The 25,037-nt window shown below is 63.5% G+C and carries 23 protein-coding genes, 1 tRNA gene and 2 rRNA genes (1 of these 26 running past the window's edge); 14 read left to right on the forward strand and 12 right to left on the reverse strand.

Translation table 11 applies throughout. From position 1 onward, the window contains the following. The 3 genes from MESOP_RS08305 to MESOP_RS08315 all read left to right on the forward strand — a co-directional run. Positions 1–1,134, forward strand: a 23S ribosomal RNA gene (locus MESOP_RS08305) (it extends 1,688 nt beyond the left edge of the window). Positions 1,135–1,409: 275 nt separating this feature from the next. Beyond that, positions 1,410–1,524 (forward strand): 5S ribosomal RNA (gene rrf / locus MESOP_RS08310). Positions 1,525–1,767: 243 nt separating this feature from the next. Continuing rightward, positions 1,768–1,844, forward strand: a tRNA-Met gene (locus tag MESOP_RS08315). A 147-nt stretch (positions 1,845–1,991) separates the two neighbouring features. Here MESOP_RS08315 and MESOP_RS08320 read toward each other — a convergent pair. Further along, complete coding sequence (locus tag MESOP_RS08320; protein WP_013892882.1) at positions 1,992–2,909, reverse strand: LysR family transcriptional regulator; 918 nt, start codon at positions 2,907–2,909, stop codon at positions 1,992–1,994. Positions 2,910–3,045: 136 nt separating this feature from the next. Here MESOP_RS08320 and MESOP_RS08325 point away from each other — a divergent pair, with 136 nt between their 5' ends. Beyond that, a complete protein-coding gene (locus MESOP_RS08325; RefSeq protein WP_013892883.1) occupies positions 3,046–3,684 on the forward strand; it encodes a DsbA family protein in 639 nt (212 codons plus the stop codon). 39 nt (positions 3,685–3,723) lie between these two features. Further along, a complete protein-coding gene (locus MESOP_RS08330) occupies positions 3,724–4,335 on the forward strand; it encodes an NAD(P)-dependent oxidoreductase (RefSeq protein ID WP_013892884.1) in 612 nt (203 codons plus the stop codon). Positions 4,336–4,358: 23 nt separating this feature from the next. Here the strand turns inward: MESOP_RS08330 and MESOP_RS08335 are convergent, their stop codons facing one another. Next, on the reverse strand, positions 4,359–5,816 hold the full coding sequence (locus MESOP_RS08335) for an ROK family protein (RefSeq protein WP_041164572.1): 1,458 nt from the start codon (positions 5,814–5,816) through the stop codon (positions 4,359–4,361). Between the two features lie 85 nt (positions 5,817–5,901). Continuing rightward, positions 5,902–6,810, reverse strand: a complete 909-nt coding sequence (locus MESOP_RS08340) for a tagatose-bisphosphate aldolase (RefSeq protein ID WP_013892886.1) — start codon at positions 6,808–6,810, stop codon at positions 5,902–5,904. Positions 6,811–7,097: 287 nt separating this feature from the next. On the opposite strand from MESOP_RS08340, the gene MESOP_RS08345 reads away from it, so the two are divergent. The 4 genes from MESOP_RS08345 (at position 7,098) to MESOP_RS08360 (ending at position 11,314) form a co-directional block, all read left to right on the forward strand. Then, positions 7,098–8,003 carry a sugar-binding transcriptional regulator gene (locus MESOP_RS08345; protein WP_013892887.1) on the forward strand — a complete coding sequence of 302 codons (906 nt, stop codon included), beginning with the start codon at positions 7,098–7,100 and terminating at the stop codon, positions 8,001–8,003. 426 nt (positions 8,004–8,429) lie between these two features. Then, complete coding sequence (locus tag MESOP_RS08350) at positions 8,430–9,407, forward strand: ABC transporter substrate-binding protein (RefSeq protein ID WP_013892888.1); 978 nt, start codon at positions 8,430–8,432, stop codon at positions 9,405–9,407. A 97-nt stretch (positions 9,408–9,504) separates the two neighbouring features. Next, positions 9,505–10,566, forward strand: a complete 1,062-nt coding sequence (locus MESOP_RS08355) for an ABC transporter permease subunit (protein ID WP_013892889.1) — start codon at positions 9,505–9,507, stop codon at positions 10,564–10,566. Continuing rightward, a complete protein-coding gene (locus MESOP_RS08360) occupies positions 10,559–11,314 on the forward strand; it encodes an ATP-binding cassette domain-containing protein (RefSeq protein WP_013892890.1) in 756 nt (251 codons plus the stop codon). The genes MESOP_RS08355 and MESOP_RS08360 overlap by 8 nt, the downstream gene beginning before the upstream one ends. A 122-nt stretch (positions 11,315–11,436) precedes the next feature. Here the strand turns inward: MESOP_RS08360 and MESOP_RS08365 are convergent, their stop codons facing one another. The 6 genes from MESOP_RS08365 to MESOP_RS08390 form a co-directional block, all read right to left on the reverse strand. After that, complete coding sequence (locus MESOP_RS08365; RefSeq protein ID WP_013892891.1) at positions 11,437–11,943, reverse strand: L-2-amino-thiazoline-4-carboxylic acid hydrolase; 507 nt, start codon at positions 11,941–11,943, stop codon at positions 11,437–11,439. Further along, positions 11,940–12,725 carry an ATP-binding cassette domain-containing protein gene (locus MESOP_RS08370; RefSeq protein ID WP_013892892.1) on the reverse strand — a complete coding sequence of 262 codons (786 nt, stop codon included), beginning with the start codon at positions 12,723–12,725 and terminating at the stop codon, positions 11,940–11,942. Before MESOP_RS08370 ends, MESOP_RS08365 begins: the two co-directional genes overlap by 4 nt. Further along, positions 12,722–13,726 (reverse strand): ABC transporter ATP-binding protein, encoded by a 1,005-nt coding sequence (locus tag MESOP_RS08375; protein ID WP_013892893.1) that lies wholly within the window; start codon positions 13,724–13,726, stop codon positions 12,722–12,724. The genes MESOP_RS08370 and MESOP_RS08375 overlap by 4 nt, the downstream gene beginning before the upstream one ends. After that, a complete protein-coding gene (locus tag MESOP_RS08380) occupies positions 13,723–14,553 on the reverse strand; it encodes an ABC transporter permease (protein ID WP_013892894.1) in 831 nt (276 codons plus the stop codon). The genes MESOP_RS08375 and MESOP_RS08380 overlap by 4 nt, the downstream gene beginning before the upstream one ends. Beyond that, positions 14,550–15,536 carry an ABC transporter permease gene (locus tag MESOP_RS08385; RefSeq protein ID WP_013892895.1) on the reverse strand — a complete coding sequence of 329 codons (987 nt, stop codon included), beginning with the start codon at positions 15,534–15,536 and terminating at the stop codon, positions 14,550–14,552. Before MESOP_RS08385 ends, MESOP_RS08380 begins: the two co-directional genes overlap by 4 nt. Positions 15,537–15,809: 273 nt before the next feature. Beyond that, positions 15,810–17,420 carry an ABC transporter substrate-binding protein gene (locus tag MESOP_RS08390; protein ID WP_013892896.1) on the reverse strand — a complete coding sequence of 537 codons (1,611 nt, stop codon included), beginning with the start codon at positions 17,418–17,420 and terminating at the stop codon, positions 15,810–15,812. 89 nt (positions 17,421–17,509) lie between these two features. On the opposite strand from MESOP_RS08390, the gene MESOP_RS34935 reads away from it, so the two are divergent. Together MESOP_RS34935 and MESOP_RS08395 are read left to right on the forward strand one after the other, a co-directional pair. Then, the gene (locus MESOP_RS34935) at positions 17,510–17,767 is read left to right on the forward strand and encodes a hypothetical protein (RefSeq protein ID WP_150111179.1); all 258 of its coding nucleotides are present in this window, start codon (positions 17,510–17,512) and stop codon (positions 17,765–17,767) included. Positions 17,768–17,793: 26 nt separating this feature from the next. Further along, the gene (locus tag MESOP_RS08395; protein ID WP_013892897.1) at positions 17,794–18,984 is read left to right on the forward strand and encodes a M24 family metallopeptidase; all 1,191 of its coding nucleotides are present in this window, start codon (positions 17,794–17,796) and stop codon (positions 18,982–18,984) included. A gap of 180 nt (positions 18,985–19,164) precedes the next feature. Here the strand turns inward: MESOP_RS08395 and MESOP_RS08400 are convergent, their stop codons facing one another. The 3 genes from MESOP_RS08400 to MESOP_RS08410 are packed head-to-tail and all read right to left on the reverse strand — an operon-like array spanning position 19,165 to position 21,652. Further along, positions 19,165–19,581 carry a cupin domain-containing protein gene (locus tag MESOP_RS08400; protein WP_013892898.1) on the reverse strand — a complete coding sequence of 139 codons (417 nt, stop codon included), beginning with the start codon at positions 19,579–19,581 and terminating at the stop codon, positions 19,165–19,167. Continuing rightward, complete coding sequence (locus tag MESOP_RS08405) at positions 19,578–20,444, reverse strand: phosphoenolpyruvate hydrolase family protein (RefSeq protein WP_013892899.1); 867 nt, start codon at positions 20,442–20,444, stop codon at positions 19,578–19,580. The genes MESOP_RS08400 and MESOP_RS08405 overlap by 4 nt, the downstream gene beginning before the upstream one ends. Positions 20,445–20,455: 11 nt before the next feature. Continuing rightward, the gene (locus MESOP_RS08410; protein WP_041164576.1) at positions 20,456–21,652 is read right to left on the reverse strand and encodes a Tm-1-like ATP-binding domain-containing protein; all 1,197 of its coding nucleotides are present in this window, start codon (positions 21,650–21,652) and stop codon (positions 20,456–20,458) included. A gap of 51 nt (positions 21,653–21,703) precedes the next feature. Here MESOP_RS08410 and MESOP_RS08415 point away from each other — a divergent pair, with 51 nt between their 5' ends. The 3 genes from MESOP_RS08415 (at position 21,704) to MESOP_RS08425 (ending at position 25,036) form a co-directional block, all read left to right on the forward strand. Further along, the gene (locus MESOP_RS08415) at positions 21,704–22,387 is read left to right on the forward strand and encodes a TetR/AcrR family transcriptional regulator (protein WP_013892901.1); all 684 of its coding nucleotides are present in this window, start codon (positions 21,704–21,706) and stop codon (positions 22,385–22,387) included. A gap of 359 nt (positions 22,388–22,746) precedes the next feature. Next, positions 22,747–24,063, forward strand: a complete 1,317-nt coding sequence (locus MESOP_RS08420) for an ABC transporter substrate-binding protein (RefSeq protein WP_013892902.1) — start codon at positions 22,747–22,749, stop codon at positions 24,061–24,063. A 67-nt stretch (positions 24,064–24,130) separates the two neighbouring features. Beyond that, the gene (locus tag MESOP_RS08425) at positions 24,131–25,036 is read left to right on the forward strand and encodes a carbohydrate ABC transporter permease (RefSeq protein WP_013892903.1); all 906 of its coding nucleotides are present in this window, start codon (positions 24,131–24,133) and stop codon (positions 25,034–25,036) included. Position 25,037 lies beyond the last annotated feature (1 nt).

Genomic DNA, 25,037 nt, shown 5'->3' on the forward strand with positions numbered 1-25,037 from the left:
AGGAGGGTGGCACAGACCAGGGGGTAGCGACTGTTTATCAAAAACACAGGGCTCTGCGAAGTCGCAAGACGACGTATAGGGTCTGACGCCTGCCCGGTGCTGGAAGGTTAAGAGGAGGGGTGCAAGCTCTGAATCGAAGCCCCAGTAAACGGCGGCCGTAACTATAACGGTCCTAAGGTAGCGAAATTCCTTGTCGGGTAAGTTCCGACCTGCACGAATGGCGTAACGACTTCCCCGCTGTCTCCAGCATAGACTCAGTGAAATTGAATTCCCCGTGAAGATGCGGGGTTCCTGCGGTTAGACGGAAAGACCCCGTGCACCTTTACTATAGCTTTACATTGGCATTCGTAGTGGCATGTGTAGGATAGGTGGTAGGCTTTGAAACCTGGGCGCCAGCTCAGGTGGAGCCACCCTTGAAATACCACCCTTATTACTATGGATGTCTAACCGCGGCCCGTTATCCGGGTCCGGGACAATGTATGGTGGGTAGTTTGACTGGGGCGGTCGCCTCCTAAAGAGTAACGGAGGCGCGCGATGGTGGGCTCAGAACGGTCGGAAATCGTTCGCTGAGTGCAATGGCATAAGCCTGCCTGACTGCGAGACTGACAAGTCGAGCAGAGACGAAAGTCGGTCATAGTGATCCGGTGGTCCCGCGTGGAAGGGCCATCGCTCAACGGATAAAAGGTACGCCGGGGATAACAGGCTGATGACCCCCAAGAGTCCATATCGACGGGGTTGTTTGGCACCTCGATGTCGACTCATCGCATCCTGGGGCTGGAGCAGGTCCCAAGGGTATGGCTGTTCGCCATTTAAAGCGGTACGTGAGTTGGGTTCAGAACGTCGTGAGACAGTTCGGTCCCTATCTGCCGTGGGTGTAGGAATATTGAAAGGATCTGTCCCTAGTACGAGAGGACCGGGATGGACGGATCTCTGGTGGACCTGTTGTGGCGCCAGCCGCATAGCAGGGTAGCTATATCCGGACGGGATAACCGCTGAAGGCATCTAAGCGGGAAACCCACCTTAAAACGAGTATTCCCTGAGAACCGTGGAAGACGACCACGTTGATAGGCCGGGTGTGGAAGAGCGGCAACGCTTGAAGCTTACCGGTACTAATAGTTCGATCGGCTTGATCGTTCTCATTCCTTATGCTCATCGTGAACACGATGATCTGGCCAGCGCTCACGCATGAGCGGCCCTTACGGGCCTATGCTCCGCGAGGGCGCCGGAAAACCGGCGACGCGCAGTCGCGCTTGCGGGCTTACGCCCGGGGCGCCCTGCAATGAACGTCGCCATTGGCACGGAAAGACGGGCAAACGGCACAAGCCAATAGCGAGCGGGTTTCCCTACTCACTATTCCCTGCTGCCTGATCCCTAACCCAGCTTCTCGAAAACAACGTGCGTTTTGCCGACCTGGTGGTTATGGCGGAGCGGCTGCACCCGATCCCATTCCGAACTCGGCCGTGAAACGCTCCAGCGCTGATGGTACTTCGTCTCAAGACGCGGGAGAGTAGGTCGCTGCCAGGTCTGCCAAACGCACGTTCTAAATCTTCTCTTCACGATCAAGGCCCGCCTAGGGAACAACGGGCCGCGCAAGCGGCCCTTTCATTTGGTGAGCCATCTACCTATCTGTAGGCCATCCTAGTCATAGGCATCGGCTTACGTCCAAAGCAGGCAAACGCTTGCCTAGATCAGCAAGCAAACGCTTGCTTAGGGTCAGCAAGCAAACGCTTGCTTAGGGTCAGCAAGCAAACGCTTGCTTAGGGTTGACGCGGGGTGGAGCAGCCCGGTAGCTCGTCAGGCTCATAACCTGAAGGTCACAGGTTCAAATCCTGTCCCCGCAACCAAACTTAAAACGGCCCGCATCAATGCGGGCCGTTTGCATTCAGGCGGCAAGTTCCAGACCATGAGGAGTGCCTCTCGTCGGCAATCGAACGGCACGGCTCCGCGCGTGAATGTAAGTTCTTGCTGACAGTGTCGCGCGCCCGGCGGCGTCATGCCGTTTCGAGGCGGCGCGCGCGCTTTCTCTCGGCCGCCGCGAGCAAGTCGACGAAGGCGCGCACCTTGGCGGGCCGGAAGCGGGCCGGCGGGAAGACCGCGTGGATACCGCCGGTCGGCAAGGTCCAATCAGCGAACACCGGCACCAGCCGTCCCTCGGCGATATCGTCATCGACACTGTAGTCAGGGAAGATGCCCAGCCCGATGCCGGCGAGCACGCAGGCCAGGGCCGCCGGGCTCTTGTCGCACATGATGACCGGATTGAGTTCGGTCAGCACCGTTTCCCCATCCCTGGAAAACAGCCATTGGCCGATGCCGCGCAGTTGCGCGTTGCCGACCCAGGCCAGCGATCTTGCCTGGTGCGGACCGACGTCTGATGGCAGGCTTGCGGCAAAGGCCGGACTCGCCACCACGATCTGCCGTATCGTTCCCAGGCGCCGTGCCTGGTTGGAGGAATCGGCAAGCCAGCCGACGCGGATGCCGAGGTCGATCTGCTCGTCCACCAGATTGCTCACAGCGTCGTCGAAGATCGCCTCGACACGCATCTGCGGATAGGTCTTCAGATACGCGGCCATCACCGGCGCGACCACCTTAGCGCCATAGTCGAGCGGCGCGGTCAGCCTCAGCATTCCGGCGGGCTCGACCGCCCCGTGCGAGATCTCGCCATAGGCTGCCTCGGCCTCGCGCAGGATGATGGTCGCGCGGTCATAGAAGAGGCGCCCCTCTTCTGTCGGCGTGATGCGCCGCGTCGTGCGCCGCATGAGCGTTGCGCCCAATTCCTCCTCAAGCTTGCCGATCTGGTGGCTGACCACGGCCTTGGCCACGCCCAGCCGGTCCCCCGCCACGGTGAACGAGCCGGTCTCCATCACCGTGGTGAAGTAGACGAGCCGATTGAGATTCAGAAGCTCGGCCATATGACCTGCCTTTGTCCGATTTGATCGGACAGTTTGTATTATTGGCTCTGGTTTATCGCAAGGTCGCCGTCTGCCACATATGGCCAGCACATTCCGGTGGGCCGCGCCCGATGCCCACAGCAAGGACAGCATGATCATGAGCAATCCAGACGTGACCTATCTTTTCGATCCGCTCTGCGGCTGGTGCTACGGCGCCACCCCGATGCTGGACAGGCTGTCGGCCAGCGGCGTGCTCATCGACCTGCTGCCGACCGGCTTGTTCTCCGGCGCAGGGGCGCGACCGATGGATGAAGCCTTCGCCGCCCACGCCTGGGCGAACGACCAGCGCATCGAGCGCCTGACCGGGCAGAGATTCACGCAGGCCTATCGGCGCGATGTCCTCAATGTCCGTGGCACCTTGCTCGATTCCCATGCCGCCACGCTCGGCATCAGCGCGGCTGGCCTGGAAGGCCCCGGCGGCCGGCTGACGGCGCTGAAGGCGATCCAGTGGGCGCGTTACGTCGATGGCAGGGATATCGTGACGATCGACGGTGTCGCAGAGGTGCTTGCCGCCGCCGGCATGGCGGATGCCGCCGGGCTGCTGCAGGCGCCGACGGAACGGCTGATGAAAGCGCACCGCGACCTGGTCGGCCAAGGCCGCACGCTGTTCGAGCGCCTTCATGCCAACGGCGTGCCTTCGCTCGCGGTCATCCGCAACGATGCGCCCCGGCTTATCGGTTCGAACGCACTGTTCGGCAGCTTCGACAATCTTGTCGCCCATATCGAGGCGGCGTGATCTCTCCCAACTAATCTCCAGCAAGGAACGGAAAAAGACATGGCAAAAGTCGCTCTCATCGGTGCATCGGGCGCCGTCGGTTCGCGCATCCTCAAGGAACTCTCGGATCGTGGCCACACAGTCACCGGCATTGCGCGACATCCGGAAAAGATCGCTGCGTTGCCCGGCGTCACGGCCAGGAAGGGGGATGTCTTCGACAGCCAAGCTCTCGCCGACCTGATCCGCGGCCATGACGTGGTGATCAGCTCGGTGCATTTTCTGGACAGCGATGCCGACACGCTGATCGCCGCGGTGCGTGCTTCCGGCGTGAAGCGCTACCTCGTTGTCGGCGGCGCCGGCAGCCTCGAGGTCGCGCCAGGCAAGCGCCTGGTCGATACAGCCGAATTCCCTGCAATCTACAAGGCGGAGGCACAGAAGGGCGCCGACTTCCTCGACAAGTTGAAGACCGTCGGCGATCTCGATTGGACGTTCCTGTCGCCGTCCGCCATGTTCATCCCGGGCGAGCGCACCGGCAAATTCCGCCTCGGCAAGGACACGCTCCTCGCCTCGGACAAGGGCAGCAGCATCTCCTTCGAGGATTACGCCATCGTCATGGTCGACGAGATCGAGAAGCCTGCGCATGTCAGGCAGCGTTTTACGGTCGGCTATTGATCAAACGGGACTGACGTCCTGGTTCAGCCAGGTACATCCAAGCGGGCGGCCATGACCGCCCGCAGCCATGCCGAGATGGCATCGAAGTCGATCGGTTTTGTCGTGTCGACGTCGAAGAGCGGTCCGCGCCGCAGCGGTTCGGCGCGCCTGGCGAGTTCTATCAGTTCGGGGATATAGGCGGCGCCGGGATGACCAGCGGGGCGCTGGTCGAGCCGGACGCCATAGCGCTCGGCAAGGACCTCCCCGGGCGCGTGGCACCAGATTTCGAAGGTCTGTTCGACGCCAGCTTTTCGCAGATGGTCCTCGAGGACTTCACGCGGCTGGAAGCCGAACCAGGCATCGATGACAAAGGTGCTGCCCGCTGGCGCTTCGCCGACGGCCGACCAGATCGCCTGATAGCTGGCGCGGCCGAGCGTGCGGTTGAATTCGCGGTCGCCGCCGCCAAGCACTTCGAGGAACGGATTCTTGATCGTGTCGAGCGCGAGCAACGGCCATCCCATGCGGTCGGCGATGCCGCGCGAGACGGTGCTCTTGCCGCTTGCGGGAATGCCGTTGACGAGCACGGCACGCCTGGCGTGGCTGGACTGGGCCAAGCGCGGAGACGTACCTGCGCCCGGTCCCACGGCGAGCGCCTGGAGGCCAGCGCCGATCACACCGGCGTCGTCGCCGAGCTGCGCGGGTTCCACCGGGCATTGGTACCAGGGCGCCAGCGCCGGCGCTCGGCCGAGAGCTGTATGTGCTGCCCGGCCAAGGCCGCCGCCAAGCAGCACCATGTCGGGATCGAGCACGGCAACGGCCGTGTCGATGGCGGCACGCAGCGGTCTCGCCCAGGCGTCGAGTATGCCGCGCGCCTGGATGTCGCCGGCCGCATCGCGGGCAAAAAGCTGATCGACAGAAATGTCGGCGCCGAGCCCGGCGCGCGCAATGTGGCGGCCGAGCGCGGTGCCTGAACTGGTGGTCTCGACGCAGCCGCGCCGGCCGCAGGCGCAAAACTCGCCGTCGACATCGACGGTGATGTGGCCAAGCTGGCCCGCCGTTGCCGAGCCACGCGTAATCAGGCGATCTTGAGCGACGGCGCCGCCAATGCCGGTGCCTATGGTGAACATGACGATGTTGTCATGGCCGCGCCCGGCGCCGAGCGCCATCTCGGCGGCCAACGCCATGTTGCAGTCGTTGTCGATGATGACGGGCTTGCCTGTCATGTCTTCCAGGCGTTGCGCCAGCGCGACCGAAGCGAGGTTGACGTAGCCACCCGACAGGACGGCGCCGCGCCGCGCATCGACACGGCCGGGGACGCCGACGCCGATGGCCTTCACATCGGGCGTGTCGAGAAGGCGCACCATGTCGGCGATGCGGCCAAGCACCAGCTCCGGGTCGGGCGCACTCTTTTCGGAAACGCGCTTGAGGATTTCACCGGTCCCGGAGACGCGGGCGGCGCGCAGATTGGTGCCGCCTATATCGATCCCTATGCTGAGGGGCATGACGTCCTGCATCTGTTTTTCCGCAAATTCCGGACGCAAACCGCTTCACGCTTTTACTGGAATAGCTCTCGTCCAAACGCAATTATCAGGCAGCTGCTTTTTGCCGGTAGTGCCCGATCACGGCCTGGATCTCACGCAGTCGCGGCACTGCGATGGTCTTAAGCCTTTCGCGCTGGATGTCACGGTCGAGCGAGATGCAGTCTTTCCACAGCGAACGGCCGGCGATGACGCCCGAGGCGCCGTTCTGCATGGCGATCTCGACCTGGCCGAGGAAGGTTGCGTGGTTGACGCCGGCCGAAAGCACTGCCCAGGGCACATCGCCTGCCATTGCGGTGATGTTGGCACAGGCTTCGGGCGTGCCGGGATAGGGAAGCTTCAGCACCTTGGCGCCGCATTCCAGCGAGATTCTTGTCCCTTCCTCGACAAGCCGTGGTGTCATGGCCGCATAGTCCTCGGGGCTTTCGCCTTCGAGCGGATAGGTCAGGAACTCGACGACCAGCAACAGGTCCTCCTTGCCGAAATCGGCGATGCACTGGCGCAGGATGGCGGTGTTGTGTTCGTTGGCCTGCGGCTTGTCGGCCCGCAGATACACCATGATCTTGCCGCCCGTGCCGCCCAGGGCGCGGACACGGCGCGCATCGATGCCTGGAACCAGGCGTGACAGCCGGTAGCCCTCGGGCGAGACGTCAAAACCGGAGGCGTCGAGGCCGATGAGCAGTGCCGTATCGCGGTTCAAGACGCCCTCGTCGACAATGCGCGGCACCGCGCAGAGCGGGTCGAGCAGCACGCAGGATGCTGCACTGGCGAGGTAGCGCGTGATGTCAGCCTTGGTGTCGCCGAGCATGTCGTTGGTGATCCTGGCCTGCTCGGCCGGATCCGACGCCAGCAAGGTCCGCATGCCGCCGCGCTGGTCGCAGGCGATGGCCACCATGGCCCCGTCCTTGCCGCATATCTGCTGGTAGCCGCGCAGCTCCGCGGTGGTCATCTTCGTCATGATCTTCAGTCCGATGTTGGCGCCGTCTTGCCGAGGGCGCGGATCCCGTGGAAACAACAATGTTCAGTTCTGCCCGCCTTTGCCGGCGAGGAGATTTTTGCCGCGTGGTGCGCCCTCCGCTCTCAAAAACGGTGCCCGCCGGCATTGCCGCATGGAGACGGCCCCACGTTGCGAGTTGGCTGGATTTGCGCGATAACTCCCATCGGCGTATACGTGTGTAACACGTTGCTGAAAGGAATTGCAAGCTGTCTGTTCCCTCCATCCAGGATGCGACCGCGTCGCGGACATTGCTGCACACGGTCGCCAAGCTGCACTATCTGGAGGAGATGTCGCAGGTCGACATCGCGCGGCAGCTCGGTGTCTCCACCGCGACGATTTCGCGCCTGCTGCAGCGGGCGCGGACGGAAGGGATCGTGCGTATCGAGGTTCTCGATCTGGCGACGCCGGAGGACATCACCAGGCAGTTGATCGATGGATTGAAGTTGCGGGATGCCGCGGTGGTCGAGACGCCGGCGGCAGGCACGCTGGCAGCACTAGCGGCACCGCTTGGCGGGCTGCTCAGGCAGGCGCAACTGGTGGCAGGCTCCGTGGTCGCCATCGGCTGGGGGCGCGCTGTGCGCGAAGTTATCCGGGCCGGCCTGCCGCGCATGCCCGGTGTGCTCACCGTCGCCGCCACCGGCGGCATGCAGCAGCACGCGGCGCATTTTCAGGTCAACGAGTTCGTGCGGCTCGCCGCCGAGGAGTTCGGCGGCACGCCGCACTTCATCCATGCGCCCTATCTGCCGTCCACGGAGTTGCGGGATGTCTTCCTGCGCGATGTCGCCATCCGCGATGCCGTCGCCTTGTGGGGGAAGACCGACATCGCGATCGTCGGTATCGGCCTGCCGCATGCCATCAATGCGCCGGAGGCGAGTGCCGCCACGCCGAGCGAGCAGGCGTTGGTTCATGCGGCCGGTGATGTGCTTCGGCATTATTTCGATGTCGAGGGGCAGCCGATCGCGTGGGAAGGGGAGAGCCGGATGATCGCCATGTCGCCGGCACAGCTTCGCGCCGTGCCGCAGGTGATCGGCCTTGCCGCATCGCCGGAGAAGGCGACGGCAATTATCGGCGCGGCTCGCGCAGGGCTGATCAACACGCTGGTCACCGATACGAAGACGGCGCAGGCCATCCTCGCGACGCTTGCGCAGCGATAGGATCGGCAGAACACTGGCGGCAGGATGGAGCCGGCTGCGAAAACAAGTTGTGTCGCCGAAAGGCGCGGGCAATAGTTTGCTGGGGCTCCGCGGAGCAGTCGAATGTCGTACGGTGTGAAAAACCCGGCGCTGCAAGCTCGGAAAAACCGAGTTGCAATTTATTTCTGCAAAGTGTTACAAGTCAGAATGCCCGCCAGCAAGGCGCGGCGGGGGCACAGTTTGCCGGGACCTCGCGGAGGTAGGGGAATGGGGCTGTGGCCAAGTGTACCGGTCTGGCTGACCGGCTGACATATCGACTGGAGGGCGCTTGGGAGGAAAGCTGCCCGTGACGGCAAAAAGGCGTTCACGCCGCCTTGTCCCCTAGCGGATGGCGGCCATTCCAATGTCACTTGCAACGGCAGATCTGCCAATAATGAGGAGGATGTCATGAAGAAGATTGTTGCCGCGCTCGCGGCGCTTGCCGTCAGTGCGACGGTGCTGATCGCGCCCGCGCAGGCGCAGGACAAGAAATACACCATTGCGCTCATTCCGGGCCTCACCACCGATGGTTTCTACATCACCATGCGCAAGGGCGCCCAGGCGGCTGCCGATGCGCTTGGCGTAAACCTGGTTTTCCAGGGCGCGCCGGAATTCAACCCGGTCACCCAGGTGCCGGTGCTCGATGCGGTCATCGCCAAGAAGCCTGACGCGATCCTGATCGCGCCGACCGACAAGGTCCAACTGGTCGAGCCGCTGCGCAAGGCCAATGATGCCGGCATTCCGGTCATCACCGTCGACACTTTCATCGGCAGCGGCGCCTACCAGACCGGTGCGGGTGACGCTGATTTCCCGCTGTCCTACATCGCCTCGGACAATGTGCTCGGCGGCGAGATTGCCGCTCGCGCGCTGGCCACCGCGGTTGGCGACAAGGGCAAGGTCTACGTCTCGAACGTCAAGCCCGGAATCTCGACCACCGACCAGCGTGAAGAGGGCTTCAAGAAGGAGATGGCCAAGCATACGGGCATCACCGTGCTGGAGACCCAGTTCAACGACGACGATGCCAACAAGGCGGCCTCGCAACTGCAGGCCGTGTTCGCGCGCAATCCGGACCTGGTCGGCGTGTTCGGCGCCAATTTGTTCTCGGCGCTGGGCGCGGCCAATGGCGTCAAGCAGGCCGGACAGACGGGAACCGTCAAGGTGGTCGCCTTCGATGCTCCGACCAGCATCGTCGACAACATCAACACCGGCCTGGTGGACGTGGCGATCGCCCAGCATCCCGCCGAGATCGGCTATTACGGCGTCGTTTCGGCCTATGCCCATCTGACCGGCCAGTCGATTCCGGTCATGATCGGCACCGGCTTCACGATCATGGACAAGTCCAACATCGCGGATCCGAACGTCTCGAAGTATCTCTACTCCGAGTAATCCAGACGAGCCCGGCTCTTCCCGGTCCGCCGGGAGGAGCCCGTGCCGGGTTCTCGCCGAAGGCAGGACCTTTTTTGATGGCAGCCGCGGAGTATCCATGACTTCCACATCACCAGCCCAGCCGGTCGAGAAGCATGTCGCCCCTCAGGCCGATCACGGCGATCCGGCCAGGAACTGGATCGCACGCATAGCGGAAGCGCGCGCCTGGCTGTTCCTTGCCGGCCTGATCATCTGCTTTGAGATCTGGTCGAGGACCGACTTCGGCGCGACCTTCGTGCTCAATCCGTTCAACCTGCAGTCCATCGCGATATTCGCGGTGGCGCCGCTGCTCTTGGCGACAGGGCAGACCTTCGTCATCATCTCGGGCGGCATCGACCTGTCGCTCGGCTTCATCATGGGGCTGGCCGCCGTCATCGCCGCGCATGCCACCAACATGGCGGGCGCGGCCATCCCCTTGCCGCTGGCGATGCTGGCGGGCATCCTTGCCGCGGTGATCGTTGCCGGCGTGCCGGGCGTCATCAACGGCTTGCTGATATCGCGCCTCAGGGTCCCGCCTTTCATCGGCACGCTTGGCATGTTCGGCGTCGCGCGCGGTGCCGCCTTTCTGCTCGCCGGGGGCACGACGGTGCCGGTGCAGAATTCGTGGTTCGCGCTGCTCGGCAACGGCAAGTTCCATGGCGTCCCCTATCTGGTGATGATCGCCGCCGTCTTCGTCGTCGTGATGCACTATCTGCTCAGCCAGACCCGGTTCGGCCAGCACAATTATGCCATCGGCGCCAACGTGCAGGCGGCGCGGCGCGCCGGCATCGACATCAGGGGCCACATCCTTCGGCTCTATGTGCTGTCGGCGATGTGCGCCGGCCTTGGCGGCGCGCTCTATGCCGCGCGCTTCACCGCCGGTGCCGCGCAAGCCGGCGAGCCTTTGCTGCTCGATAGCGTCGCGGCCGTGGTGATCGGCGGCGCCAGCCTGTTCGGCGGCTCCGGCACCATCTTCGGCACGGTCGCCGGCGCGCTCGTGATCGCGGTCATCCAGTACGGGCTGGTCTTCGTCAATGTCGAACCGTTCTGGCAATTCATCGCCGTCGGCATCGTCATTATCATTTCCGTTCTCATCGACCAGGCGCAGCGCCGGTTCAGTGGAGCCCGTCAGGATGAATAGCACCAACCAGAACGCACCCCTGCTGGAAGTCCGCAATCTGTCGAGGCACTTTGGCGCCGTGCGGGCGCTGAACGACTTCTCCATGGCCGTGCGGCCGGGTGAAGTGGTGGCGCTCGCCGGTGATAATGGCGCCGGCAAGACGACGCTGATCAAGGCGATATCGGGCGTGTTCCAGCCGACCGGCGGCGAAATCCTGCTCAGGGGTCAGCCGGTGACGTTCGCGACGCCGCAGGAGGCGCGCGAAAAGGGCATCGAGACGATCTACCAGGACCTCGCGCTTGCCGACAATCTGTCGATCGGCGCCAACATCTTCCTTGGCCGCGAACCGATGCGCAAGGCGTTCGGCTTCCTGCCGGTGCTCGACCGCAAGGCGATGGCCGCGGCGGCCAAGGAGACGATGGGGCGGCTGGATTTCCACGTCAGCCGGCTCGAAGCCCCGGTCAGCAACTTCTCCGGCGGCCAACGCCAGGCCGTCGCCATCGGCCGCGCCGTCTACTGGGATGCGCAGATCCTGATCATGGACGAGCCGACCGCAGCCCTTGGCGTGCCGGAGCAGCGCAAGGTGATTTCGCTCATCCACCAGCTCAAGGCGCAGGGGCGCGGGGTGATCTTCATCTCGCACAATCTGCAGGACATCTTTGCCGTCTCGGACCGCATCGTCGTGTTGCGGCGCGGCATCCAGGCCGGCGAGCGCAAAATCTCCGAGACCAACCATGACGAAGTCGTCAGGCTGATGGTCGGCGGCTAGAGCATTTCACCGTTTCACGGAAACGGCGAACCGCTCTATCTCTTTGTTTTTACGCAATTCCGAACGGAAAGCGCTACGCGCTTTTCCCGGGAAAACAATGTCACACTTTTCCTGGAATTGCTCTAGCCGGCATCGCGATTGGTCAGCGCGATGTGGCAGCAGCCTGGGCCGTGGCCCGGCGTCCAGGTGACATTGTCGAAACGCACGCCCGTCGCCTCGAACAGGCCGCGGTCGAAGGCGCCGGCGATGCGGCAGAGCGTGGCGAGCTTTTCGTCACCGACTCCGGCCTCGACCCAGGCGTCCTTGAGCGGGCAGCGCTTCACCTTGAAGGCGATGCGGTCATCGCCGCGCTCGACATCGGTCGGGTACATCAGGCCGCCATCCGGGCTGACCGCCAGGAAGGCCTCGCCGATGGCGCGCGCGTCGTTGGCGCCGAAGCTGGCGAAGGCGGCTGCAGCCACTTCCTTGCCGCGCTGCTCGATGGTTCGGATCATGACCGCCTCGGCCTTTTCGGCACCGAGCTCTCCGGTCAGTTCGTCAAGGAACAGACGGTAGAGATCGGCGCGGTTGCGGAAGGCGGAATCGAGTTCGCGCGACAGTTTCTCGGCTCTGGCTACGGGGTCGGTCATGATACGTCCTGTGCGGTTCTCTTGAGTTTTGGCGCGGCGGCCACCAGGGCCTTGCCGATGGCCGATTGCGGTGCGTCGATGACGGCACGGGCGTCGCCGCTCTCGGCAATTCGCCCAGCGTCGAGGAGGATGACGCGCTGAGCGATCGCGCGGACCACGCCGAGATCATGTGAAATGAAGAGATAGGCGATCCGTTCCTGCCTTTGCAGGTCGAGCAAAAGATCAAGGATCTGCCCGCGCACGGAGACGTCGAGCGCCGACACCGCTTCGTCGAGCACGATCAGCGACGGTTTCGTGGCGATGGCGCGCGCGATGGCGACGCGCTGGCGCTGGCCTCCGGAAATTTCGTGGATGGCGCGCGCGGCAAGATCCGCCGCCAGCCCTACGCGTTCGAGCAAGGCGGCGATGCGCCGCGGGCGCTCAGCGCGCGAGGCAATGCGATGGATGCGCAACGGATCGTCGAGCACACGCGCCACCGTGGCCCGCGGATTGAAGGCGGCCAGCGGGTCCTGGAACACCATTTGCAGGCGCGCGCGATGCGCTCGCAACGCGGCGCCACCCAAGGCCAGGAAATCATTGCCTTCGAATTCGATGCGGCCGGCATCCGGGTCGGTCAATCGCAGTACGAGCCGCGCGATTGTCGACTTGCCGCTGCCGGAGGGGCCGGCGAGCGCCAGCGTTTCGCCCGGCTCGATGTGAAAAGAGACATCGTCCACGGCGGCAACGGTCTTGCCGCCGCGACGGTAGCGTTTGGTGAGGCTGGACACCGAGAGCAGGCTCATGCGTGGCGCCCGCTCCGGTTCGACAACGGTTCGGCATCGAGGCCGATATGGGCATCAAGCAGCGCGCTCGTGTAGGCCTGGGCCGGGGCGTCGATAATCCTCGGCGTCGTGCCAAGTTCGACCAACTGGCCATGGCGGAACACGGCGATGCGCTCGGCAAGCTCCGCGGCAAGCGCGATGTCATGGCTGATGAACAGCAGCGTCATGCCGTCCTCGGCCACCAGCCGCCGGATCAAGGCAACGATGTCGGCCTGCACGATGGTGTCGAGCGCGCTGGTCGCCTCGTCGGCGATCAGCAATTTCGGCCCGGCGGCGATGGCGGCGGCAATTGCAACGCGCTGCTTCTGGCCGCCGGAGAGCTGGTGCGGGAAGGCTCGCAGGGCCGAGTCAGGATCGGGCAGCCGGACGCGTTCGAGCAGGGTTTTTGCTTGCGTGTATGCCTGTGGCCAGGTGAGGCCGAGATGGGTGCGGGCGACTTCGGCGATTTGTTTGCCGATTGGCATAACGGGGTCGAGGCTGGCGGATGGGTCCTGGAAGACGAAGCCGATATCGCGGCCGCCGAGAGGGATTCTGCTGAGCTCGGATTCGAAAGGTTGGCGTTCCGTCACACCCCCCTCTGTCCTGCCGGACATCTCCCCCGCAAGGGGGGAGATCGGCAGCGTCTTCGACGGCCCACTTTTGGCAACGTTGGTGACTGGCGAAAGCGGAGATGAATGCACAATCTCCCCCCTTGCGGGGGAGATGTCCGGCAGGACAGAGGGGGGTGCCTTGGCGCCGAAGGTTGGCAAGGACCAGTCGATGCGGCCTTCAACAGCGGCAGACCCCGGCAACAACCCCGCAATAGCCAGCGCCAGCGTGCTCTTGCCGGATCCGCTTTCGCCGATGATGGCCAGGCGCTCGCCAGCGACGATATCGAAGCTGACGTGCTTCAACGCCGCGACCTCGCCGCCGTCACGGCGGTAGGTGACCGTCAAGTCGCGGATCGCTGCGAGTGCGGTCACGACAGGCCACTCCTGATTGCCGTCGTCTCGACGATGCCTTCGCCGGCGAGATAGACGCCGAGCACCGTCAGCACCAGTGCTATGCCAGGGACGATCGACAGGAAGGGCGCGGTGCGCAAAACAGTGCGGCCTTCGGCGATCATGCCGCCCCAGGTGACCCGATTGGGGTCGCCGAGGCCGAGAAACGACAAGGCTGCCTCGGTGAGGATGGCGGCGGCGACGATCACCGATGACATCGCCAGCACCGGCGGCAGCGCATTGGGCAGCACTTCGCGAAAGGCGATTTCGAGCGGATGCATGCCGACGGCGCGGGCGCTGGCGACATAGTCGCGCTCGCGAATGGAGAGAACTTCCGCGCGGGCGATACGGGCAGGCCCGGTCCAGGTGCCGAGCGCGATGGCGATCACGACGACGCCCAATGATGGCCCGACGACACTGACGAAGGCCAGAGCCAGCAGGAAGCCCGGCACGGTCTGGAAGGCATCAGTGACGCGCATCAGCAGCTCGTCGATAAGGCCGCCGGCAAAGCCGGCCAGCGTGCCGACCGCTGCGCCGATGGCCAGTGCCGCCGCCGCCGCCGCAAGCCCGACGGCGAGCGAGGTGCGGGCGCCGTGGAACAGCTCGGCCAGCACGTCGCGGCCGAGCCGGTCGGTGCCGAGCGGCAGCGACCAGTCCTGGAACGGCGGCAGCAGCGACGGCCCGGCAATGGCTTGCGGATCACCGGAGAACAGCAGCGGTGCCGACAGCGCCATGGCGATCAATGCCGCCAGAAGGATGGCGCCGGCGACGGCCTCAGGCCTCCGCAGAAAGCGGCGAAGCGGGTTCACGCGCCGGCCTCGCTGGCGCCGACGCGCGGATCGAGGAAGACATAGGCGATGTCGACCAGGAGGTTGATAACGATGACCAGCACGGCGCTGACCAAGATGATGCCGAGCAGCAAAGGTGTGTCGCGCGCGGCCACCGCTTCCTGCGCCAGCCGGCCGAGGCCGGGCAGGGAGAAAACGCTTTCGATGACGACACTGCCGCCGAGCATCTGCGCCGACTGCAAGCCGAGCATGGTGACCAGCGGCAGCAGCGCGTTGCGGGCAATGTGGGCGAGCACGATGCGGCGGCGCGAAAGCCCCCTGGCGCGGGCGGCCAGCACAAAATCCTGCCGCCAGACCTCGGCCATGCCGGCACGCATCATGCGCAGATAGAGCGCGAGATAGATGAAGCCGAGAGCGGAAACCGGCAGGACGAGATGGATGGCGATGTCGGCGGCGCGGTCGAGGCCGGTCTTGTCCGAGGCCAGGGTTTCGATGCCGCCGATCGGCAGCCAGCGCAGGTCGACGGCAAAGACGACGATCAGCACCAGGCCGAGCCAGAAACCGGGCACGGCATAAAGCGCCAGCGAGCCGATCGACAGGAAGCGGTCGCGCAAACTCCCTGGCCTCGCGCCCGCATAGATGCCGAGCGCCGAGCCGAGCCCGAAGGAGAGCGCGGTGGCGCTGACCATCAGCAGCAGCGTGTTGGGCAGGCGTTCGAGGATGACGTCGCGGATCGGCCGGGAGAAGGTCACCGACTGGCCGAGGTCGAGATGCAGCAACGCCCAGAGATAGTTGGCCAGCCGCGTCAGCTCCGACTGGTCGAGACCCCAGCGATGACGCAGCAATTCGATCATGCCGGCGTCGCCGCCGGTCGAGACGATATAGGCGTCGACGGCATCGCCAGGGGCCGCCTCGAGCAAAAGGAATGTGCCGATGACGACGACCAGCAGCACGAAGATGCTGCCGACGAGGCGACGGCGGATGAGGATGAGGGCGCGGGTCATAGGCCCCTCCGAGTGTTGGCGTATGTCCGCCTATAAGAAATGCCGAGCCCAGGCACCCCCCTCTGTCCTGCCGGACATCTCCCCCGCAGGGGGGGAGATTGGATGTCACCGACGGCTTCGCCAACTTTCGACGCCGCATAATTGGCGGAGCGGACAAATAGCTGATCTCCCCCCTTGCGGGGGAGATGTCCGGCAGGACAGAGGGGGGTGCGAAGGAACTCGGCCTTCGGCCAAATTCCCCTTTTCTCGCGAATTCTCATCCGCGCAAATGTGTCACGATTCCAAATACGTGTCCGCCCAGTTCGACACCGCCCAGCGCGGGTTGTTGGCGATGTTGCCAACCGTATCGCGCGCGACGCTGATAAAACTCCATTCGGCGACGTTGATCAGCGGCAGGTCGGCGGCCACCTCCTTCTGGAACTCCTTGTAGAGGTCGGTGCGGGCCGTGGTGTCGAGCGTCTCGGACGCCTTGGCGATGAGCGCATCGAGCGCGTCGTTCTTGTAGCCGCCCTGGTTGGAGAACGGCACGCCGTCGGGAATGCCGCTCTGCACCAGGATGGTTGTCGAGATCGCGGGATCGCCGCGGAACACCGGCGGACCCACCGCAAGGTCGAAGGCGTGGTCGGTGTAGACGGCCTTGATGTGCGCGGCGGAGTCGTTGTTGACGAGCTCCGCGTCGATGCCGATGGCGGCGAGTGCCTGGCGCAAATAGTCGCCGAACTGCTTGGTCTCGTTGAAATATGGCGCGGGCAGGAGCTTGAGCGAAAAGCGCTTGCCGTCCGGGCCTTTCTTGTAGCCGGCCTCGTCGAGCAAGGCGTTGGCCTTGGCGACGTCGAAGGCATAGGTCGGCACGTCGGCGGTGTAGAACTGCGGGTCGTTCTTCGGCACCGGGCCGGTGGCGGTCGCGGCATAGCCAAGGAACACCGTCTTGACGACGAAATCCTTGTCGATGGCGTGCGCGATCGCCTGGCGCACTTTCACATCGGCCAGTTCCTTGCGGCGATGGTTGATTTCGACGACGAGCTGATAGGTCAGTCCTTCATAACCCTTGGTGATCACCTTCAGGCCCGGCACCTTGGAGATGCGGTCGAGGTCGGCCAGCGGCACGGCCGAGAAGGCGGCAAGCTGGATTTCCTCGGCTTCCAGCGCGCTTGCCGCCGACGTGCGGTCGGGCAGCACCTGGTAGATGATCTCGTCGAGGTAGGGCTCGTCCTTGCCCCAGTAATCCGTGTTTTTGATCAGCCGGTAATACTGGCCGGCCTTGTACTCGCCGAACTTGAACGGCCCAGTGCCGATGGGCGCGTTGTTGGCCGGGTTGTCCTCGATCTTGCCGACCTCGTAGACATGCTTCGGCACGACGCTGCTCAGCGCCGGCAGCGCGTTGCGGATCAGCTGGAACGGCGTCGGCTTGGCGAATTTGAACACGGCGGTGAGATCGTCGGGCGTGTCGACGGCGGCCAGGTCCTTGAACACGGTGCGGCCGAGATTTTGCAGCGGCTTCCAGATCTGCAGCGCCGAGAAGGCGACGTCGGCCGACGTGAACGGCTTGCCGTCATGCCATTTGACGCCTTCGCGCAGCTTGAACGTCACCGAAAGCCCATCGGCGGCGCCTTCCCAGCTCAGAGCCAGGCGTGGCGCAAGCCCGTCCTTGCCGTCGAAGGAGGCTTCGGCCAGCGTTTCGACGATCTTGCTGGAGATGAAGAAGACGCCGTTTGAGGCGACGATCGCCGGGTTGAGGTTGCGCGGCTCGGAATCGGCGGCGAGCACCAGCCGGCCCCCCTTCTTCGGTGTCTGCGCCCAGCCAAGTGTCGGCATGGCGGTGGAGGCGAGCAGTATCGCCGAGCCGGCAAGCATTCTGCGTCTGGAAATCGTGAAACCTGACATGATCGAACTCCGTCCTCTCCGCGACCCCACACGGCGCGCCATACCCCTCGAACGCCTGCGAGCCCGCCGGCATCCTTGCGGCGGCGATTATGAGCCTTGCCAAGGGTTTCGCCAGAGACGGAATTGGCGCATCCTTGCTTGGCTTTGAAATTTTCGTCCGCTGGACCAGTTTGCGGGAAAAGGCTCAATTCCAACTATCTGGTAAGACCAGATTTGATGGATATACGGCCAATGACGACTTGGTGACGGCGCAGTCGCGCTCTTCGCGCATTCTGGCTGGACCAGTGTGGGAAAAATGGTGCAGATTTGATCGACAGCCAGCGGATCGGGCGCGGAGCGGCCTGTGATCCCAGGCAATCCAAGGGAGAGAGAGATGAACATTGCCCCGGGCAAGAGTGCCGTCAGCAAGATCCCGTTCGACCAGGCTAGGGTCGATCGGCTGATGGAGGAGGCCGGCATCGATGTGCTGCTCGCGACCTCCAAGCACAACACGCAATATCTGCTTGGCGGCTACAAATTCATCTTCTTCGCCGCCATGGATGCGATCGGCCATAGCCGCTATCTGCCCATAGTCGTTTACGAGAAGGGCGGACCCGATCACGCCGCCTATATCGGCAACCGCATGGAAGGCGGCGAGCACCAGAACAACCCGTTCTGGACACCGACGCTGCATGCCGCCTGCTGGGGCACGCTCGATGCCGCGAACCTCGCCGTCGAACATCTGCAGAAGATCGGCAAGGCGGGCGCGCGCATCGGCATCGAGCCGGGTTTCCTGCCCTCGGACGCCTACACGCTGATCCGCAAGGCGCTGCCGGAGGCCAAGCTGATCGATGCGACCGACATGCTGGAGCGCATGCGTGCGATCAAGACCGATGCCGAGCTGGAGAAGCTGCGCACGGCTTCCGAACTGATCACCGATTCCATGCTGGCAACCATCCAATGGGCGCGCGAAGGCACGACCAAGGCCGAGATGATCGAGCAGCTGCGGCGCGAGGAAACCAATCGCGGGATCCATTTCGAATATTGCCTGCTGACGCTGGGCCCCAGCCACAACCGCGCCGCCTCGCCGCAGGCTTGGAAGAAGGGCGAGGTGCTGTCGATCGATTCCGGCGGCAATTACCACGGCTATATCGGCGACCTCTGCCGGATGGGCATCCTGGGCGAGCCGGATACCGAGCTGGAGGATCTGCTGGCCGAGGTCGAGACGGTGCAGCAGGCTGCCTTCTCGAAGGTCAAAGCGGGCACACTCGGCGGCGACATGATTTCCCACGCCGAGGGCGTGCTGAAGACATCCAAGGTGGCGCCCTACACGGATTTCTTCGCCCACGGCATGGGCCTGATCACGCATGAGGCGCCGTTCCTGATGACCAACCATCCGGTGACCTATGAAGGCACCTATGCGGCCAAGCCGCTGGAGAAGAACATGGTGCTGTCGGTCGAGACGACGATGCTCCACCCGACGCGTGGCTTCATCAAGCTTGAGGATACACTGGCGGTGACCGAGAGCGGCTATGTGATGTTCGGTGATCGGGGCAGGGGGTGGAACCGGGGTGGGATTTCATAGAACCCAAGGCCGGCGCCGCCCCTCATTGTCCTGCCGGACATTTCTCCCCGTATAGTGACGGGGAGAAAGGCGCTGTCACCAACGATTTCGCCATCGCCGGAGCTGCTCCCTTCTCCCCGTTCTACGGGGAGAAGGTGCCGGCAGGCGGATGAGGGGCGGCGCCACCCTATAATAAGTTCTTCACTGGCCCGCCGGAATCAGCCTGAAATCCGGCAGTTCCCGCAAGCCCAATTCCGGCCCGGCCGGCGAATAGACGACGAAGAGCTGCATCGGCCCGTCGCCTGTGTTCAATGTCGAATGAAACCGGCTTTCCGGCACATAGATGGTGCAGCCGGGGCCGACCTTCTCGACCGCCGGATTGCCCTTCTCGTCCTCGACCATCTGCTCGCCATGGCCCGAAATGACGAAGATTATCTCTTCGGCGCCGGGATGGTTGTGGCGGGCGTGGCCCTTGCCGGAGGGCAGGTCGACCACGCCGCCGGAAAAACGGACAGCGCCGTTCACTTCCGGAGCCACCGTCAGCGATAGTTTTCCCCAGTCGAAGCCGAAGGCGCTGACGTCCTTCGGGTAGACAAACACCTTGCTCTTGTCGATCATCTCTCATCACCCTTCTTTTTCTTCGCGGCTTTCTCGCTGCCGAGCGCCTTGAAATCGGCAGTCTGCCTGGCGATCGCCGCTTCGGCCGGCAGCCGTTCCATCGAGCTTGCGCCATAGAAGCCATGCAGGCCCTTGGCTCGTGAGAGAATGTAGCGCGCGTCGTCGGGCATCGAGATCGGGCCGCCATGGCAAAGCAGGATGACGTCCTTGCGCACCGAGCGGGCGGCTTCGGCGATGGCGTCGATCTGGACCACGCAGTCGTCGAGCGATTTCGCCGAGGTGGCGCCGATCGAGCCGCCCGTCGTCACGCCCATATGGGCAACGACGATGTCGGCACCGGCCTTGGTCATGGCGCGGGCCTCGTCGGGGTTGAAGACATAGGGTGTGGTCAAGAGGTCAAGCTTGTGCGCCTCGGCGATCATGTCGACCTCGAGCCCAAAGCCCATGCCGGTTTCCTCGAAACTCTGCCGCATGGAGCCGTCGAACAGGCCGATGGTCGGAAAGTTCTGCACGCCGGAAAAGCCCATGGTCTTCAGCTCGGCCAGAAGCAGGGGCATGATGACAAAAGGATCGGTGCCGTTGACGCCGGCCAGAACCGGTGTCTTCTTCACCACCGGCAGCACTTCGTACGCCATTTCCTTGACGATCTCGTTGGCGTTGCCATAGGCGAGCAGGCCGGCGGCCGAGCCGCGCCCGGCCATGCGGTAACGGCCTGAATTGTAGATGATGATGAGGTCGATGCCGCCAGCCTCCTCGGCCTTGGCTGACAGGCCGGTGCCGGCGCCGCCGCCGACGATCGGCACGCCCTTGTCGATCATTCCCCGGAACTTCTTCAATATGTCCTTGCGAGGGATTGCGGGCATGTTCTTGGACCTCAGTGTCTGGCGATGTCGAGGAAGGCAGCGGTTGCCGCCCGGGCGAATTCGGGGTCGTTGATGTGCAGCGGCAGGCGGGTGACGCGGCGCGTGTCGTTTGGCTGGATGGTGCGCTCGATGGCTTCGAACAGGACGGCATCGGCCTCCGGATGGAAAAAGGCGCCACCCTTGATGTCGAGCGCCGAGACACCCTTTTCAGGGATCAGGAAATGCACCGGCCCTTCGCAGCGGGCGAGCCTGGCGCCGATCCATTCGCCGATCTGGCGGCACTCGTCAGCCGTGGTGCGCATCAGCGTGACGTTCGGATTGTGCTCGTAGAACAGCCGGCCGCGATATCGTTCCGGAACGGTCGAAGGCGCCCAGAAATTGACCATGTCGAGCGCGCCGACCGAACCGACATAGGGCAGGCGGGTGCGCATGATCGCTCCGAAACGATCCTGCGTCGCCGGCAGCACGCCGCCGAGCAGAAGGTCACAGACTTCGGTGGAGGTGACGTCGATGACGCCGGACAGCAAGCCGCTGTCGGCGAGCTTCTCCATGCTGCGGCCGCCGGTGCCGGTGGCGTGAAAAACCATGCAATCGTATCGGGAGCGGAGCTGGTCGGCGATGGCGGTCACGCACGGCGTGGTGACGCCGAACATGGTGAGACCGATCGAAGCCTTGCCGTCGGGCGGCGGCGCAGGCCTCGCCGCCATGCCGGAGATCGCCTGGGCGGCATTGTGCAGGACGACGCGGGAGAGCCGGTTCAACCCCGCCATGTCGGTCACCGCAGGCATCATGATGATGTCGGAGACATCGACATAGGGCGCGGTGTCGCCCGATGCGAGCGTCGAGACCATGATCTTGGGCAGGCCGAGCGGCAGGGCGCGCATGCCCGAGGTGATGATCGATGTGCCGCCGCCGCCGCCGATACCGATAATCGCGGCAATGTCGTTTCGCGATTGGATGAAGCGGGCGAAGGCGACGCCCATCGCGGCGACGGCGGCGCCGCGATCACTTCCGCCGAGCACGGCGTTGACGCCGTCGGGGTGATGGCCGGAAATTTCCTTGGCGGTGATGTCGACAGGCACGGTTGCGTTGCGCGTTCCGACATCGACACGGCAAACAGCGGCGCCGGTGGCGGCGACCGCATCGGCCAGGAAGGCGAGTTCCTCACCCTTGGTATCGGCGGTGCCCACGACGTAGATGCGCTTCACGGGCCGTTCCCAGGTCATTGCAAATTTTTGAGACGCGCGTATCGTATTGATATGGATGTCTCACGTCAACAAGCCGCCGTGCAGGACGACGCCGGCGAGAGAGCCGAGCGCGGACCCCGGGCGCGCACGAAACGGCTGATGCTGGAGACGGCGACGCGGCTGATGCAGGCGGGCGTCACGCCTTCGGTCAGCGAGGTCGCGGAAGCGGCGCAGGTTTCCCGTGCCACCGCCTATCGTTATTTCCCGAGCCAGGCGGCGTTGGTGCAGGCAGTCGTCAATGAGGGGCTCGGCCCGATCCTCACCTGGCAATCGACCTCCACCGATGCCGGGCGCCGGGTCGCCGAGCTGTTCGCCACCGCCATGCCGCGTATCGAGGCCTTCGAGGCGACGTTCAAGGCGGCGCTGAAGCTGTCGCTCGACCAGTGGGCGAGGCGCCAGGCCGGCACGCTGGGCGGCGAGCCGGCCCTCACGCGCGGTCATCGCGTCGATCTTTTGAAGGAGGCGATCGCGCCGCTCAAAGGCCGCTTGCCGCCGCGCGACTTCAAACGCCTGGCGCAGGCACTGTCGCTGATCTTCGGGGTCGAGGTGCTGATCGTGCTGAAAGACATCTGGGGGCTGGATAGCCGCAAAACGATGGCGGTCGCGCAATGGGCGGCTGGCGCGCTGGTGCGTGCGGCGGTTGCGGAATCGATCGATGAAGGAGGCGGTGTCGGTTCAAGGACAGCCGTGAAATAGCATCAATCTGGTTCGACCAGATTTGCATGCCGACTATCGATATTAACTCCAGCGCGAGGTGCCAGGCAACACCTGTGCATATCACTGAGTAGGAAAATCATGCGAAAACAGGCAGATAATGTCTGAATCCGGGGGCCCTGAGGAACGCGGGCTCCCAAGAAAGGGCTTGACGTCGACGCAGGATTGGTAATACCAGATTGGATCAGAAAAGTGGATTGAAAGTGAGGGTTGCGATCCATTTTTCCGGCAGGGCGAGGAGGCCGAAACCGGAAAGGTGCGATTACGGGAGGAACTACCAGGGTCGGCTGCGTCGCCGGCTCGGATGACAAGGTAGAACGCGCACAAGGGAGGAAATCATTATGCGCAAGTTAGTGACCAGCGTGCTTGCTGGTATCGGCTTAACGCTTGCCTGCGGAACGTCCGTCTACGCGCAGGAAAAGTCGCTCACCATCTTCTGGGCGGAATGGGATCCGGCCAACTATTTGCAGGAACTCGGCAACGAGTACGAGAAGGAAACGGGCGTCAAGATCACGGTGGAAACCACCCCGTGGTCCGACTTCCAGACCAAGGCCTTCACCGAGTTCAACGCCCATGGCGACGCCTACGACCTGGTCGTCGGCGACTCGCAGTGGCTTGGCGCCGGCTCGACCGGCGGCCACTATGTGGACCTGACCGATTTCTTCAAGAAGCATGACCTCGGCAATGTAATGGCGCCGGCGACGGTGAAATATTACTCCGAATATCCCGGCAACAGCGGCAAATACTGGGCCATCCCGCTCGAAGGCGATGCCGTCGGCTGGTCCTATCGCAAGGACTGGTTCGAGGATCCCAAGGAAAAGGAGGCCTTCAAAGCCAAGTATGGTTATGACCTCGACGTGCCGAAGGATTTCAAGGCGTTGCGCGACATCGCCGAATTCTTCTACCGGCCGGATCAGAAGAGATACGGCATCGCCATCTACACCGACAATTCCTACGACGCGATGGCGATGGGTTTCGAGAACGCGCTGTTTTCCTATGGCGGTGATCTGGGCGACTATTCGACCTACAAGGTCGACGGCCACATCAACTCCGAAAAGGCGGTGGCGGCGCTCGATGCCTACAAGGAACTCTACAAGTTCACGCCTCCGGGCTGGGCCAAGTCGTTCTTCGTCGAGGACAACCAGGCCATCACCGAAAACCTGGCCGCGATGAGCATGAACTTCTTCGCGTTCTTCCCCTCGCTGATCAACGAGGCGTCGAACCCGAATGCCAAGAACACCGGCTTCTTCGCCAACCCTCCAGGCCCGAACGGCGACCAGTTCGCCGCACTCGGCGGGCAGGGCATCTCCATCGTCTCCTACTCGCAGAAGCAGGAAGAGGCGACGAAGTTCCTGGAATGGTTCATCAAGGACGAAACCCAGAAGAAGTGGGCGGCCCTTGGCGGCTATACCTGCAGCGCGGCGGTGCTCAAGTCGCCGGAATTCCAGAACGCCACGCCCTACAACAAGGCCTTCTACGAGACCATGTTCAAGGTGAAGGATTTCTGGGCGGTGCCGGAATATGCCGAACTGCTGCAGCAGCTCAACCAGCGCGTCTATCCCTACATGATCGGCGGGGAAGGTACCGCCAAGGAAACGCTGGACGCTTTGGCGGCCGACTGGAACGCGACCTTCAAGAAGTACGGCCGCGGCCAGTAACGATCATGCCTCGCGGAGGGGGCTTGAAGCCCCCTCCGTTTCTTTTTCCGCAACCGGGAGCAGGGTCTTGGCGACCACGATGATCACCACGCTGGACAGGTCTTCAAGAGCGGCCGCGCGCGGCCTGAGCGACACTTCCATCCGCAATCTCTTCATCATCCCGACGGTCCTGTTCCTGATCGTCTTCAACATCTTTCCGCTGATCTATTCGCTTGGTTATTCCTTCACCGACTTTCGTGCGTCGACCAATGCGCCGGCGACTTTCATCGGGCTGCAGAACTATCGCGACCTGCTCAACGACCCCTATGTCTGGTCCAATTTCGCCATCACCGCCAAATACGTCATCATCTCGGTCGCCGGCCAGTTGTTTGTCGGCTTCGGCGTGGCGATGCTGCTCAACCGGGATATCCCGCTCAAGGGCCTTATCACCACGCTCCTGCTGCTGCCGATGATGCTGTCGATGGCTGTTGTCGGCTTGTTCTGGAAGCTTCTCTACGATCCATCATGGGGCGTCATCAACTATGCGCTCGGGCTCGGCAATTTCGAGTGGCTGGCCGATCCCAAGATGGCGCTCTATGCGGTTGCGCTGACCGACATCTGGATGTGGTCGCCCTTCGTCATGCTGTTGTCGTTGGCAGGCCTCTCGGCGGTGCCGAAACATCTCTACGAGGCCGCCGCGATCGACCGCGCCGGACCGTTCTACACCTTCTTCCGCATCACGCTGCCGCTGGTCGCGCCGATCCTGATGATCGCGGTCATCTTCCGCACCATGGAGGCGTTCAAGACCTTCGACCTCGCCTACATCCTGACCAGCCAGCCGACGGCCGAGCTGATCTCGATCCGGCTCTACAAGATGGCGTTCCAGGAGTGGCAGACCGGGCGTTCCTGCGCGATGGCCTACATCGTGCTGATCATGGTGCTGGCCATTACCAACATCTATGTCAAATACCTCAACAAGGTGAAGGAGCGCTGAG

The organism is Mesorhizobium opportunistum WSM2075 (assembly GCF_000176035.2).
Classification (GTDB): Bacteria; Pseudomonadota; Alphaproteobacteria; order Rhizobiales; family Rhizobiaceae; genus Mesorhizobium; species Mesorhizobium opportunistum.